Here is a 13,170-nt window from a genome sequence, read left to right on the forward strand (position 1 = left end):
GTGGGATGAGGATAGGTTGTCGAAGGGCAAAGCGGAAGGGGGCTGCGGGCCGAATGCGGCGGCGGGTGGGACGGCCGGTCAAGCCGGTGTTGAGCAGGGAGGCCATCGCGCGGGCCGCGCTGACCCTGATCGACGACGCCGGAGCCGAGGGTTTCTCCATGGCCGCCCTCGCCGAACGGCTGGGCGTGCGGCCGTCCTCGCTCTACAACCATGTGAGCGGCAAGGACGACATCCTGGCGGCGGTCCGCGAGATCGTCTCCGACGCCATCGACGCCTCGATGTTCGCCGAGCTGCCCTGGGACGAGGCGCTGGTGCGGTGGGCCCACGGCTACCGCGACGCGTTCGCCGCGCACCCGCCCGCGATCTCGCTGCTGGCCACCCTGCCGATCACCGGAGCCCTGCGGACGCTGCGGATGTACGAGGAGGTGGTCGCCGGCCTGCGGCGCGGCGGCTGGCCCGAGGCGATGGTCATCCCGGTGATGGTGGCCGTGGAGTCGTTCATCCTCGGCTCGGCGCTCGACCTGGTGGCGCCGCCCGACATGTTCGACGCCGGGCCGCTGGCCGCACAGGTCCCGGTCTTCGCCGCCACGGTGCGCGCCCGCGACGACGCCGCGACCTCCAGCGGACGTCCGCCGGCGGACCTGTCCTTCGAGGTCGGGCTGGCCGCGATCGTGGAGGGGCTGCGGCGGACGCTCGCGGCTATGGGATGACGATTCAGAAGCCTTTGTGTACCTTTGCTTCAGATTCCGTGGTTTTTCACGGAGTTCAGCGATCTTTTCTGAGGCAGGGATGATGATCGACCGTACTCGCCTGGCCCGGCTGCTCGACCGCGAGCGCGACGCGTTCCGGGGGCGCAACCCGCGCTCGGCCGCCGCGTACGAGCAGGCGAGAGGCCACCTGTTCGGCGGCGTGCCGATGACCTGGATGAACAAGACGGCCGCGGGCTTCCCGCTCTACCTGGCCGAGGCCCGCGGCGCCCGCGTCACCGACCTGGACGGCCACGAGTACGTCGACCTCTGCCTCGGCGACACCGGTGCGATGGCGGGGCACTCCCCCCAGGCGACCGTGGACGCCGTCGCCGACCGGTTCGGCCGGCGGGGCGGCGCCACGGTGATGATGCCGACCGAGGACGCCGCCTGGGTCGGCGCCGAGCTGGGCCGCCGGTTCGGCGTGCCCTACTGGAGCTTCTCGCTGACGGCCACGGACGCCAACCGGTGGGCGATCCGGCTGGCCAGGGCGATCACCGGCAAGCCCAAGATCCTCGTGAACAGCTACTGCTACCACGGCAGCGTGGACGAGGTGCTCCTCGTGGTCGGCCCGGACGGCGAGCAGGTGTCCCGCGAGGGCAACGTCGGCGCTCCGGTCGATCCCACCGTCACCTCGCGCGTCGTGGAGTTCAACGACCTGCCCTCGCTTGAGCGAGAGCTGGCGCACGGCGACGTCGCGGCGGTCCTCATGGAGCCCGCCCTCACCAACATCGGCATCGTCCTGCCCGAGCCGGGCTACCTGGAGGGCGTCAGGGACCTGACCCGGCGGTACGGCAGCCTGCTGATCAACGACGAGACGCACACCTTCTCGGCGGGCCCGGGTGGCTGCACGAAGGCGTGGGACCTGCACCCCGACATCGTGACGATCGGCAAGGCGATCGGCGGCGGCATCCCGAGCGGCGGCTACGGCCTGTCCGCCGAGGTCGCCGCGCGCGTCGAGGCGATGGACGGACTCGACCTGGTCGACATGGGCGGTGTCGGCGGCACGCTGGCCGGCAACGCCCTGTCGGTCGCCGCGATGCGTGCCACGCTGGAGCACGTGCTCACCGACGACGCGTTCGCCGCCATGACCGAGCTGGCGACCCGCTTCACCAAGGGCGTCCAGGAGGTGATCGACGCGCACCGCCTGCCGTGGTCGGTCACGCAGCTCGGAGCGCGCGCCGAGTATCGCTTCACCAGCCCGGCCCCCCGCAACGGCGGCGAGTCGAACGCGGCAGGCGACCCCGACCTCGACGACTACCTGCACGTCTACCTGGCCAACCGGGGTGTGCTGCTCACGCCGTTCCACAACATGGCGCTGATGTCCCCCGCCACCACCGAGGCCGACGTGGACCTGCACCACGAGGTGTTCGCCGCGGCCGTGGCGGACCTGGTCTCATGACCCTCGACGAGGTCGACCGGGTCCTGCTGCGCGAGCTGCAGCGGGACGGCCGGGCCTCCTACACCGCACTCGCCGAGGTCACCGGCCTGTCGGCTCCCGCCGTACGGCAACGGGTGCAGCGGCTGCGCGACGAGGGCGTCGTACAGATCGTCGGGGTCACCGACCCGATGGCGCTGGGCCTGCCGGTCATGGCGCTGATCGGCGTCCGCGTCGACAGCGACGTGCACGAGGTCGCCGACCGGATCAGCGAGCTGTCCGGGGTGATCTACGTGGTGCTCACGGCGGGCTCGTTCGACCTGTTCGCCGAGGTGGTGTGCCGGGAACCGGCCGAGCTGCTCAGCGTGCTCAACGACCACGTCAAGCGGGTGCCGGGCGTCACCAGGGCCGAGGCGTTCACCTATTTCGGCATTCACACCCACCGGTTCGCCTGGCCCGGCGTCTGAGGGCTTCAGAGAGCCTTCAGGAAGCGGGCGGCGATGGGGACGGCGGCGCCACGGCCGGTGCCGCCGTGCTCGACGAACACGGCGAAGGCGAGGTCGCCCCGGTAGCCGATGAACCAGGCGTGGTCCTGCCCGCCCCGCCAGTCCTCGGCGGTGCCGGTCTTGCCCGCGGTGCCCTGGGGCAGGTCAGCGCCGGCGGCGGTCCCGTCGATCGTGACCGCGCTCATCAGGGAGCGCAGTCCCTCCGCCACGTTGGACGGCAAGGGCATGCTCTGCGGCAGCTCCCCCTGCGGCGCCTCGTCCGCCAGCGGGCGGGCCGGCCGCCACTCGCCGCTCTCCACCGCCGCGGCGACCAGCGCCATGCACAGCGGGGTCGCCTCCACCGTGCCCTGTCCGAAGGAGTCCTCGGCGAGCGCGTCCGGCTTCTCCGGCCGCTGCAGGCTGCCGCACGTGCTCGTGCCGGCGCTCTCCCCCTGCACGAAGCCGAACGCCCTGGCCTGGTCGACCAGCGTGTCGCCGTTCAGCCGCTCGACCGTCAGCCGGGCGAACGTGGTGTTGCACGACAGGGCGAACGCCTGGCGCAGTGTGACCGTCCCGTGGTCCTCGTTGTGGTAGTTCGAGATCGACCGGTTGAAGGGGATCTGGTAGGACGCCGGGCACTCCACCGTGCTGTCGGGGGACAGCCCGTTGGCGAGCAGCGCGGCCGCCGTGACCGTCTTGAACGTCGAGCCGGGGGCGTACTTGCGCTCGAACGCCGCCCGGCCGCCCAGCCGGTCGGCGACCGCGAGGATCTCCCCCGTGGACGGCCGTACGGCCACGACGGCGGCCCGCTGCACGCCGTCGAGCGCCCGGGCCGCGGCGGCCTGTATCCCGTAGTCGATCGTGGTGCGTACGCCCACCGGCCGCTTCTCGGGCTTGTAAGACAGGACGGTCTTCGCCGGCATACCCGGGTTGTCGACCTCCAGCGCCCATCCCACGGCGACGCCCGTCGTGGGCGCCACCCCCTGGTTCACCAGGTTGTCGAGGTACGCCTCGGCGCCCGAGTTCTGCGGGAACTCCCGCCCTTCCCTCGTCACCGGCCGCAGCGGCCCCGCATCCGGCTCGGTCCTGACGAGACTGCCGCCGGGCTGGATCTCCGGATGCAGGACGGACGGCGTCCAGACGACCTTCCAGGTGAGGTCGCGTACGGCCAGGTGCAGACTGGAGTCGAAGCGCCAGGTGCCGGCGTCCTGCTCGTCCCGCTCCTGGGTGAAGGGGATCTCGGCCGTCTCGTCTCCCGTGCGCACGAGGTTGCCGACCGCGATCCGCAGTGACTTGGAGAGGGCGGCGTCCTCGAACTCGCGGTGCTGGTCCGCGAAGTCGTCCGGTGGATCGTCGACCCGCTCGCGCATGGCGTCGTAGTCGCTCTTGACCCAGGCCTGGAAGTAGGCGGCGGCCGTCTCGTCCGGGGAGCCCTCCGGGGAGCTTGCGGGGGACGGCTCAGGAGATGAGTCGGGGCGGAGCTGCAGCGTCTGCGGGCCGCCGGGTGCGGGCGTCCCCCGCGGCGCGGCGACGAAGTCCGCGCCCGGCCCCTGCCTGCCGGACACAATGAGTCCGGCAACGCCGAAGACGAAGATGGCCGCGGCGACCATGACGAGGGCGAGCAGGGCCCTGTTCCGCATACGGTTCTCATATCACGCGAAAGGAGCCATAGGTGGCAAGGAGCAGAGAACCGTTGCCAGGCCGCTATCCGGTGACCTTCGGCGAGGTGGAGCTCCTGCGCGACCTCGACCGGCCCGACGGGTGGATGCTGATCAGGGACGGCGTTCCCCAGTCGTACGTGGACCTGGCCGATCCCACCTATCTGGACTTCTCGTACACGCAGCTCATGGCGAGCGTGATCGACTGCCTGCCCGAAGGCCCGCTCGACGCCGTCCACATCGGCGGCGGGGCATGCACGATCCCGCGCTACATCTCCGCGCGGCGGGCCGGCTCCCGGCACATCGTCGTGGAACCGGACGCCGAACTGGTCCAGCTCGTACGCGACCAACTCAACCTCAAGTCGGTGCCCCGGCTGAAGGTCCGGGTGATGGACGGCCGCGCGGCGACGACGGACCTCAGGGACGACTCGGCCGACCTGTTCGTGCTCGACGCGTTCTCGGGCGCGACGATGCCGGTCGAGCTGGCGACCGTCCAGTACATGACGGAGATCGCCCGCGTCCTGCGCCCCTCCGGCATGGCGCTGATCAACGTGGCGGACGGCAAGGGCCTGCCCTTCGTGAAGCGGGTCGCCTCCACGGTGAGCCGTGTCTTCCCGCACGCCGCGCTGCTGGCCGAGCCCGGCATCCTGCGCGGGCGCAGGTTCGGCAACGTCGTCCTGGCGGCCTCGCTCGGCGACCTGCCGATCGAGGCACTCACCAGGAAGGCGGCGGGCGGCCTCACCCAGGCGCGATGCTTGGCGGACGAGGAGCTGACCCGCCTGGTCGCGGGGGCCGCGCCCATTCACGACGGCGACGCCATTCTCGCCCCCGTCCCTCCGCCAGGCCTGTTCGATTAGTGAAGTGTCCACGAAGCTAGGTCCGGGTCGGTCACTGCGCCGGAAGGAACCTCCGGTCCTCGCGAGGCCCGCTCCGCTGGGCCTTCGCTCCGGTCCTCGCTCCCTTCCGCTCCGCTCCCTCGGCTCCGCGAACGCGCCCGGGCGATGGGCGACGAACTGGTGCGGATCCACGACGGACTTCGGGCGGAGATGGCCGCGCTGCTGGCCGCGGTCGAGGACGGGCTCGCCACGGGCACGACGGTGAACCTGCCGGGTCGCGGCCTGGAAGGAGCGCTGCGGGAGCGCTGCCTGTCCTTCTGCACGGCCTTCCACGAGCACCACGTCAACGAGAACGAGCGGGGCTTCCCCCTGCTGGAACGGGCCTTCCCCAGGCTGGCCCCGACCCTCGACCGCCTGCGCGAAGAGCACGTGCGGCTGGCCCGGATCAGGGAGGACCTGGGCGCGGCGGTCGGCGAGGCGGGCTCCGTCGACCCGGCCACGGTCAAAGCCAGGCTCACGCGCCTGTCGGCCGAGCTGGAGGCCCACTTCGCCCGCGAGGAGGAACAGCTCCTCGCCGCACTGAACGCGCTCTAGGACGACCGCCCTAGGACTGCGGCGATCCGGCCTCGTGGTCGGCCACGATGGCGTCGATGCGGGCGGCGAGCTTGTAGTCGAGGTCGGTCAGGCCACCGGCCTCGTGGGTGGTCAGCGCCAAGTGGAGGGTGCGCCATCGGATGTCGATGTCGGGATGGTGGTTCAGGGCCTCGGCCTGCTCGGCGATGTCGTTCACGATCGCGATGGCCGTACGGAAATCTCGGGCGACCACGGTCCTGCGGATCGTGTCTCCGTCGCGGCGCCACTCGGAAGCCTCGTACATGGCATCAGGACATCACGAAACACCGCCGATTGTGTAGATTCGCCGGCGTGAACGAGCAGGTGAACGAGCAGGTGGACGAGCAGCTGGACGAGCTGCGGCGTGAGCTGTGCGAGTACGGCCGGCGGGCGGCGGCCCTCGGCCTGGTGATCGGGACCTCGGGCAACCTGAGCGCCCGGAAGGGCGACCTGGTCGTCGTCACGCCCTCGGGCGTGGCGCTCGACCGGCTGCGCCCGGAGGACTGCCCCGTGGTCGACCTCGAAGGGCGGGTCGTGGAGGGGGAGCGCAAGCCCTCCTCGGAGACGCCGATGCATCTCGCGCTGTACGAGGCGACCGGAGCCCGGGCGGTGGTGCACACCCACTCGGTCTTCGCGACCGTGGTCGCCTCGACCATGACCGAGCTGCCGCCGATCCACTACAACGCCCTGCTGCTCGGCGGCGCCGTCCGCGTGGCCCCGTACGCGACGTACGGCACGCCGGAGCTGGCGCGCAACGTCATCGCCGCGATCGAGGGCAGGCAGGCCGCCCTGATGGCCAGCCACGGCGCGGTGACGATCGGCGGCGGCATGGAGCAGGCGTTCGAGGCGACCCGCCTGCTGGAGTGGTTGTGCGAGGTCTACGTCCGCGCTCTCGGCGTGGGCCGGCCCACGGTGCTCACCGAGGACCAGCTCACCGCCGTCATCGAACGCGCACTCAGCGGCTGAACTCTCAGCCGAGCACGACCTTCCGGGCGAGGCCGAGCGGAAGCCCGCCGGAGCCCGCGATCGTGTCGTGGAAGGTCCGCAGATCGCCGTCGTAGTCCGCCCTGATGCGCTCGATCTCCAACGCGCCCGTGAGGTAGGAGGGCGCCTGCGTGGGCCAGGCGCAGTAGCGGCTGACCTCTCCCGCTGCGGTGCCCGGCGACAGCGACGCCTTCGTGGTCAGGAACTCCTCCGCCTGCTCGATCGACATGTCGTCGCAGTGCAGCGCGGTGTCCACCACGATCCGGGCGGCCCGCCAGATGCGGCAGTCGAGGTGGGCGAGCTCGGTCTGGGGCGTGTCGAAGTAGCCCTGCTCGTGCATGAGCTTCTCGACGTAGAGTCCCCAGCCCTCCACGAAGTAGGGCGTACGGAAGATCTTGCGGGCGCGGTGCGGGTTGCCGGCCATCCAGGACAGGTGCCAGTGGTGGCCGGGGTACCCCTCGTGCACGCTGATCGAGGGCATCTGCGGGCGTGAGTTGGTCCGCAGCCGCTGCCGCACCTGCTCCTCGGTGAAGCCGTCCGGCGTGTACGGCACGAAGAAGACGCCATCCCGCGAGGACGACAGCGGCGGCGGGGCGAGGTAGCTGGCCACGGCGATGATGGGCCGCTGGAACTCCGGCGAGGGCTCGACCCGGCACACCTCCCCCTCGGGGAAGGTCACCAGCCCGCGCTCGCGGACGAACTCGCGCGCCCGCAGCGTCTCGGCCTCATACTCGGCGCGCATGGCCTCAAGCGTCGGCGGGTGGTCGTCCATGAGCGACTCCATCGCCTCCCGCCAGCTGCCGGAGCCGAGGCGCGCGGCGACCTCCGTCATCCGCGTGTCCAGCTCGGCCCAGGCCTGGCGGCCCTTCTCGTGCAGCTCGGGGGCGCCATACCCGAGCATCTCCTGCTCGCGCAGCAGCGCGGAGTAGAGCTCCTCGCCCATCCGCCAGGTGCCGCGGGCCTCGAAGCCCTCCAGGAAGCCGACCAGTCCGTCGAACGCGTCGGCGGCGGGCTCGGCGGCCCGCGCCAGCCGCGCCCGCAGGTCCGCATCGCCGACCAGCGCGGGCAGCGTCTCGGTCAGGAAGCGGCGTCCCGTACGGGCCTGGTCGAGGCCGCGCTTGACGAGCAGGTCGGCGGCGAGATCGGGGTCCAGGTTGGCCTGGCAGGCGGCGAGCGCGGCGGGCACCTCGGCCAGCCGCGCGACGGCGGCGTCGACCAGCTCGGCCTCCGGCTTGAGGCGCTGCTGGAACGGCGTGAACATCGACGCGAAGACCCAGCTGAGGTAGGCGGCCGGTTCGCGCCGCCACTCCGGCCAGCGGGCCAGCGCGATCTGCCCGCGCAGATGAGCGGCGACCAGGTCCCTGTCGATCTCGTCCTCGGGACTCTCGGGCGTCGACTCCGACAGCTTGCGCAGCCATTCCTCGGCCGCCCGCTCCCGCGCCGTGAAGGCGCTCGCGCTGAGATCGCCCAGCGTGCGGTCGTATCCGTCGGCCCCCAGGAGGGCCGCCCTGACCGGGTTCTCGGCCAGGTACCAGTCGATGAACTCGTCCACCAGCGTCATAGCGCCCGACTCTATCCGCGACACTTGGGTGGAAGCCCCCAGATAAGGAGCGATTGGTGCCCCTGCAGATCACCGGCGCCCCCAGCGACCCCGACCTGATCCGCCTGCCATGGGACGTCCCCCTCGAAGAGTGGCCCGTCCACCACCTGGTGACGCTGCCCCGCGGTATCTCCCGGCACGTGGTGCGCTTCGCCCGGCTCAGCGGCCGGGTGTACGCGATCAAGGAGATCAGCACCAGGTATGCCAAGCGGGAGTATCAGCTCCTGTGGGATCTGGCGCGGCACGACGCCCCCGCCGTCGAGCCGGTCGCCATCGTCACCGGCAGGACCGCCCCGGACGGCTCCGAACTGGACTCCGCCCTGATCACACGGCATCTGCAGTTCTCGCTGCCCTACCGTGCCGTGCTGTCGGGCTCGGTGCGGCCCGACACCCTGACCCGCCTGCTCGACGCGCTCGCGGTCCTGCTCGTACGGCTCCATCTGACCGGCTTCTACTGGGGCGACTGCTCGCTGTCGAACACGCTGTTCCGGCGGGACGCCGGGGCGTTCGCGGCCTACCTGGTGGACGCCGAGACCGGTGAGCTCCACCCGGCGATCAGCGAGGGCCAGCGGGCCCACGACATCGACGTGGCGCACGTCAACATCTACGGCGAGATGCTCGACCTGGAGGCGGGCGGGCTGCTCCACCCGACCATCGATCCGCTGGCCTTCGCCGAGCAGCTCGTCGAGCGCTACCACCGGCTGTGGGACGAGCTGACCGAGGACGAGATCATCGAGGAGGTCGACTGGCATCGTGTGGACCAGCGGGTGCGCCGCCTCAACTCGCTCGGCTTCGACGTCGCGGAGATGATGGTGCGGCGCAAGGCCGGCACCTCCCGCCTGATCGTCCGGCCGAAGGTCGTGGACGCCGGGCACCACCAGCGCCGCCTGCTGCGCCTGACGGGCCTCGACGTGGAGGAGAACCAGGCCAGGCGGCTGCTCAACGACCTCGACTCGTTCCGGGTGTCCACGGGCCTGCGGCACGAGGACGAGGCGATCGTGGCCCACCGCTGGCTGGCCGAGGTGTTCCAGCCGGTGGTGAACGGGATCCCGGCCGACCTGCGGCGCAAGCTGGAGCCGGCCCAGCTCTTCCACGAGGTGCTCGACCACCGCTGGTACATGTCGGAGGCCGCGGGCAAGGACGTCGGGCTGGAGGCGGCGGTGCGGTCCTACGTGGACAACGTCCTGGTGCACAAGCCCGACGAGAAGGCCGTCATCGTCACGTCCGATCCTCTGTCTCCGTAAACGCTGTCTCCGTGACGAGGTTCGCCAGATACTGAGCGGCCTGCGGAATCCGGTCCTCGCCGAAGACGCGTATGCCGTTCAGCTCCAGCAGCGCCGTCGTCACACCCTGCCCGGGGGTGGTCCTCCCCCGGTGGCTGCCGTCGTAGATCCGCAGCGACCCGCACGACGGGCTGCCCTCCTTGAGGATCGCGACCCGTACGCCGAAGGACCGGGCGACGGCTAGGGTCTGCTGCGCTCCGGACAGGAACGCGGCGGTCACGTCGTCGCCCTCCGGCGTCAGGATCCGGGCCGCGCCCGCCAGGACGGCCGCGCCGCCCGCGCCGCCCTCGATCTCGGCGGGCGGCCGGGGGACGGGCAGCCCGCCCTCGACCTCGGGGCAGAACCGCACCAGCCGCCCCTCCGCGCGCCAGCGGGCGAGCAGGTCGTCGTCGCTGGTCTTGGCCCCGCCGTCGTACCGAACCCGGCTGCCGAGCAGGCAGGCGCTGACGAGAATCCGCTCCACGCCTCCCATTCTGGCCGCCGTACGGCGGTGCACGCGCCGTCCCCCGATACGAGGAAATTTCATGAAAACCGGGATTTCCATTCCGGGAAGAAGAATTCTTATTCCTCGGGACTAATCCGTTTATCCCCGCCGTTTCCGGCTCGGGTGACCCGTCCACCTGCTCCTCTAGTGTTGGCCGCGCTGTACCGGCGAGGCGAGGAGTTACGAGTTGATCGGGATAGAGGACTGCCTCTCCGAGGCCATGTCGATCCCGGGCGCGCTCGGCGCCATTCTCGTGGACCACACCAGCGGCATGGCCGTCGCGGGAAAGGGGATCCCCGATCCCGGAAGGGCGGCCGCGGGGCTCAGCGAGGCGTACCGCGCCACGCTCGACGGGATCGCGATGGCCTCCCAGGAGACGGGTTTCCGGATCGAGGACGTGATCGTCACCACGGGTTCGGCCTACCACCTGGTGCGGCCCATGGAGATGATGTTCGACGGCCCGCTGCTGCTGTGCGTACGCCTGGACGTGGAGCGGTCGAACCTCGCCCTGGCACGGCGGCGGCTGCGCACCATCACGGACGAGCTGGTCGCCTCCTGATGGGAGCCTGACCGGTGGCCGCCCCGACTCTCGACGCCGTGCTCACCGGCCTCGCCCAGGACGAGGCCACCGGCTCACTGCGGGTGGGCAAGGAGGGCACGGTCTACTACGTCCGCGGCCGGGTGTCGTACGTGGAGTGCGCGGCCACGCCCGGTGTGGAGGAGTTGCTCGGCGCGTCGGGCCGGATCAGCGCGAACGGGATGCGGCACGCGCGGCAGGAGTCCGGTTCCGGCGGCGACGGCGGCGCCCTGCTCGTGGACAGAGGGGTGCTCAGCCGGGGTGAGCTGGAGTTCTGCATGCTGTCCGCCACGCTCGACGCGGCGTTCTTCCTGCTCACGTCGAGAACGGTGCGGACCAGGTTCAGGGAGAGCGACGCCCACTGGCTCGGGGTCCACTGGTTCTTCGACGTCCCTGGGCTGCTGCGCGAGTGCGCCAGGCGCCGGGCCCGGCTGGAGCGGGCCTGGCCCTCGGAGGAGCTGGACGCGCGGCCGGTGACGCCCCTGCGGCAGATCCCGGGCACGCACGCGCTGCTCACCCGGCTGCAGTGGGAGCTGCTGCTCGCCGCGGACTCCACCGCCACGCCGGTCGAGCTGGCCCGCCGCCTCGGGCGTCCGGCCTACTCCACGCTGCTGGCCGTACGGGAGCTCGCGGCGGCCGGCCTGGTGATGACGGGCGAGACGGCGGCGCTGCCCAAGCGCACGCCCAAGTCGCCCGCACCGCCGAGGGAGCCCGGGCCTGCCGGCTCGGGACTCCCCCAGGTCAACGGCGACGCGACCGACGTGAACCTGCTGCTCAGACTGCGTGACGCGCTGGAGGCGCTGTAGTGATCGGATGGCTCAAGCGGGCCGGAAAGGGTGTCTCGGTGGATCTGCGCCACGACATACATGAGGAACTGGTCGTCCTGCGGCAACGGGCGCCCGAGATCACCGGAGCGCTCACCTGCACGATCGACGGCATGCTCGTGACGACGGACCTGGCCGCCGACACCGAGCAGACCGCGGCGCTCACGTCGGCGCTGCTGTCGCTGAGCCGGAAGATGACCGATCTCGCCAGGATCGGGCGGCTGGAGGAGACGCTGATCTCCGGCACCCAGGGGCACACCGCGTGCTACGCCGCGGGCCCCACGATCGTCCTCACCGTTCTCGCGGGTCAGGGAGCCAATCTCGGCCTGCTCCGGATCGAGGGACGCAGGGCGGCGAACAAGATCGCCGCCATCGTCGAACGCGGATGACAAACCAGAACAGGAGAAGAGACATGGCGAACATGGACGTCTCGCTGAAGGAGATGCTGACCATCGACGGCGCGGTCGGCGCGGCGGTGGCCGACTACGGGAGCGGGATGGCGCTGGGCACGCTCGGCGGCTCCAAGGACCTCGACCTCCAGGTGGCCGCCGCGGCCAACACCGAGGTGGTCAAGGCCAAGCTCCGCGCGATCGACGCCCTCAAGCTCAACGACGGGATCGAGGACATCCTCATCACGCTGGGCACGCAGTATCACATCATCCGGCCGCTGACCGGCCGCGGCGGCAAGGGCTTGTTCCTCTACCTCGCCCTCGACCGCAGCCGGGCCAACCTCGCGATGGCCCGGCACCAGCTCCGCGCGATCGAGGACAAGCTCGAGATCTGAATCCCGTCCGGTCAGCCCCGCCCGGTCAACCCCGCTCGGTCAACTCTGTGACCGCCTCCGCGATGACCGGCCAGAGCGGGCGGGGCAGGTCGTGGCCCATCCCCGGGAAGGTCAGCAGCTTCGCGCCGGGGATGGCGTCCGCGGTCGCGGTCCCGCCTTCGAGGGTGATCAGCGGGTCGTCCTCGCCGTGGATCACCAGCGCGGGCACCGAGAGCCCGCGCAGTCCCTCCGTACGGTCGCCGGATATCCGGATGGCGGTGAACTGCCGGGCGGTGCCCGCGGGATCGAACGCCCGGTCGTAGGCCTCCGCGGCCACCCGGGTGACGCGCTCGACGTCCATCTCGTAGCCGGGAGAGCCGACGACCCGCGCGGTCGCGACGGCGCGGGCGATCGCCTCGTCGCGGTCCTGCGTGGGGGGCGCCATCAGCACGGTCATGGCCGCCTCGGTCGCCCGCCCCACGCGGGGCCCGGGCGTGGACATGATCGAGGTGAGCGTACGGACCCGGGCGGGGTGGCGGATGGCGAGGGCCTGCGCGATCATGCCGCCCATCGACGCGCCCACCACGTGGGCGTTCTCCCAGCCCAGCACGTCCATCAGGCCGGCCGTGTCGTCGGCCATGTCGTCCAACGTGTACGACGGGGCGGGCGCGAGGCCGTCCGCCGGGGTGAAGTGGGTGGACAGGCCCGCGTCCCGGTTGTCGAACCGGACGACCCGGTGGCCGGACTCCACCAGCAGCTCGATCAGCCCCTCCGGCCAGCCGATCATCTGTGCTCCGAGCCCCATGATGAGGAGGACCGGACGTCCCCCGGGCTCGCCGAACACCTCGTAGCAGATCTCGATGCCGTTCGCCGTCGCACGCATGCGAGGAGAATTTCATTCGGTTTGCCCTGCCGCAAGCGGCACATGACCAGATCTGTA

Annotated in this window: 16 protein-coding genes; 11 read left to right on the forward strand and 5 right to left on the reverse strand. The window is 71.3% G+C overall.

From position 1 onward, the window contains the following. Positions 1-53: 53 nt before the first annotated feature. The 3 genes from FH610_RS23890 (at position 54) to FH610_RS23900 (ending at position 2,591) form a co-directional block, all read left to right on the forward strand. Positions 54-710, forward strand: coding sequence for a TetR/AcrR family transcriptional regulator (locus FH610_RS23890; RefSeq protein ID WP_139576865.1), 657 nt, complete (start codon positions 54-56; stop codon positions 708-710). An 82-nt stretch (positions 711-792) separates the two neighbouring features. Next, positions 793-2,148, forward strand: coding sequence for a transaminase (locus FH610_RS23895; protein ID WP_139577148.1), 1,356 nt, complete (start codon positions 793-795; stop codon positions 2,146-2,148). Beyond that, positions 2,145-2,591, forward strand: coding sequence for an Lrp/AsnC family transcriptional regulator (locus FH610_RS23900; RefSeq protein ID WP_139576866.1), 447 nt, complete (start codon positions 2,145-2,147; stop codon positions 2,589-2,591). Before FH610_RS23895 ends, FH610_RS23900 begins: the two co-directional genes overlap by 4 nt. Before the next feature lie 5 nt (positions 2,592-2,596). On the opposite strand, the gene FH610_RS23905 is transcribed toward FH610_RS23900, so the two are convergent. After that, positions 2,597-4,249 (reverse strand): penicillin-binding transpeptidase domain-containing protein, encoded by a 1,653-nt coding sequence (locus tag FH610_RS23905; protein ID WP_139576867.1) that lies wholly within the window; start codon positions 4,247-4,249, stop codon positions 2,597-2,599. Positions 4,250-4,281: 32 nt separating this feature from the next. On the opposite strand from FH610_RS23905, the gene FH610_RS23910 reads away from it, so the two are divergent. Together FH610_RS23910 and FH610_RS23915 are read left to right on the forward strand one after the other, a co-directional pair. Beyond that, on the forward strand, positions 4,282-5,124 hold the full coding sequence (locus FH610_RS23910; RefSeq protein WP_240809152.1) for a spermidine synthase: 843 nt from the start codon (positions 4,282-4,284) through the stop codon (positions 5,122-5,124). 144 nt (positions 5,125-5,268) lie between these two features. Then, the gene (locus tag FH610_RS23915; protein ID WP_139576868.1) at positions 5,269-5,697 is read left to right on the forward strand and encodes a hemerythrin domain-containing protein; all 429 of its coding nucleotides are present in this window, start codon (positions 5,269-5,271) and stop codon (positions 5,695-5,697) included. Between the two features lie 10 nt (positions 5,698-5,707). Here FH610_RS23915 and FH610_RS23920 read toward each other — a convergent pair whose 3' ends face one another. Beyond that, positions 5,708-5,980, reverse strand: coding sequence for a 4a-hydroxytetrahydrobiopterin dehydratase (locus FH610_RS23920; protein ID WP_139576869.1), 273 nt, complete (start codon positions 5,978-5,980; stop codon positions 5,708-5,710). 47 nt (positions 5,981-6,027) lie between these two features. Between FH610_RS23920 and FH610_RS23925 the strand changes: the two genes are divergently transcribed. After that, positions 6,028-6,681, forward strand: coding sequence for a class II aldolase/adducin family protein (locus tag FH610_RS23925; RefSeq protein WP_240809153.1), 654 nt, complete (start codon positions 6,028-6,030; stop codon positions 6,679-6,681). A gap of 4 nt (positions 6,682-6,685) precedes the next feature. Here the strand turns inward: FH610_RS23925 and FH610_RS23930 are convergent, their stop codons facing one another. Next, positions 6,686-8,260: a DUF885 domain-containing protein gene (locus tag FH610_RS23930; protein WP_139576872.1), complete on the reverse strand. Its 1,575-nt coding sequence runs from the start codon at positions 8,258-8,260 to the stop codon at positions 6,686-6,688. Between the two features lie 56 nt (positions 8,261-8,316). Here FH610_RS23930 and FH610_RS23935 point away from each other — a divergent pair, with 56 nt between their 5' ends. Then, positions 8,317-9,543: a DUF4032 domain-containing protein gene (locus FH610_RS23935; protein ID WP_205826003.1), complete on the forward strand. Its 1,227-nt coding sequence runs from the start codon at positions 8,317-8,319 to the stop codon at positions 9,541-9,543. Here the strand turns inward: FH610_RS23935 and FH610_RS23940 are convergent. After that, positions 9,518-10,045: a 2-thiouracil desulfurase family protein gene (locus FH610_RS23940; protein WP_139576877.1), complete on the reverse strand. Its 528-nt coding sequence runs from the start codon at positions 10,043-10,045 to the stop codon at positions 9,518-9,520. The two genes, FH610_RS23935 and FH610_RS23940, sit on opposite strands and share 26 nt — an antisense overlap. 208 nt (positions 10,046-10,253) lie before the next feature. Here FH610_RS23940 and FH610_RS23945 point away from each other — a divergent pair, with 208 nt between their 5' ends. The 4 genes from FH610_RS23945 to FH610_RS23960 are packed head-to-tail and all read left to right on the forward strand — an operon-like array spanning position 10,254 to position 12,251. Further along, positions 10,254-10,625 carry a roadblock/LC7 domain-containing protein gene (locus FH610_RS23945; RefSeq protein ID WP_139576883.1) on the forward strand — a complete coding sequence of 124 codons (372 nt, stop codon included), beginning with the start codon at positions 10,254-10,256 and terminating at the stop codon, positions 10,623-10,625. A gap of 14 nt (positions 10,626-10,639) precedes the next feature. Continuing rightward, on the forward strand, positions 10,640-11,449 hold the full coding sequence (locus FH610_RS23950; protein WP_139576887.1) for a MarR family transcriptional regulator: 810 nt from the start codon (positions 10,640-10,642) through the stop codon (positions 11,447-11,449). Next, entirely contained in the window at positions 11,449-11,856 is a 408-nt protein-coding gene (locus tag FH610_RS23955) for a roadblock/LC7 domain-containing protein (protein WP_240809154.1), read from the forward strand. Before FH610_RS23950 ends, FH610_RS23955 begins: the two co-directional genes overlap by 1 nt. Positions 11,857-11,879: 23 nt before the next feature. Then, positions 11,880-12,251: a hypothetical protein gene (locus FH610_RS23960; RefSeq protein WP_139576892.1), complete on the forward strand. Its 372-nt coding sequence runs from the start codon at positions 11,880-11,882 to the stop codon at positions 12,249-12,251. 25 nt (positions 12,252-12,276) lie between these two features. On the opposite strand, the gene FH610_RS23965 is transcribed toward FH610_RS23960, so the two are convergent. Further along, positions 12,277-13,113, reverse strand: coding sequence for an alpha/beta fold hydrolase (locus FH610_RS23965; protein WP_139576897.1), 837 nt, complete (start codon positions 13,111-13,113; stop codon positions 12,277-12,279). Between the last annotated feature and the right edge of the window lie 57 nt (positions 13,114-13,170).

Origin of the sequence: Microbispora catharanthi, assembly GCF_006334915.2 — a bacterium.
GTDB classification, from domain to species: domain Bacteria; phylum Actinomycetota; class Actinomycetes; order Streptosporangiales; family Streptosporangiaceae; genus Microbispora; species Microbispora catharanthi.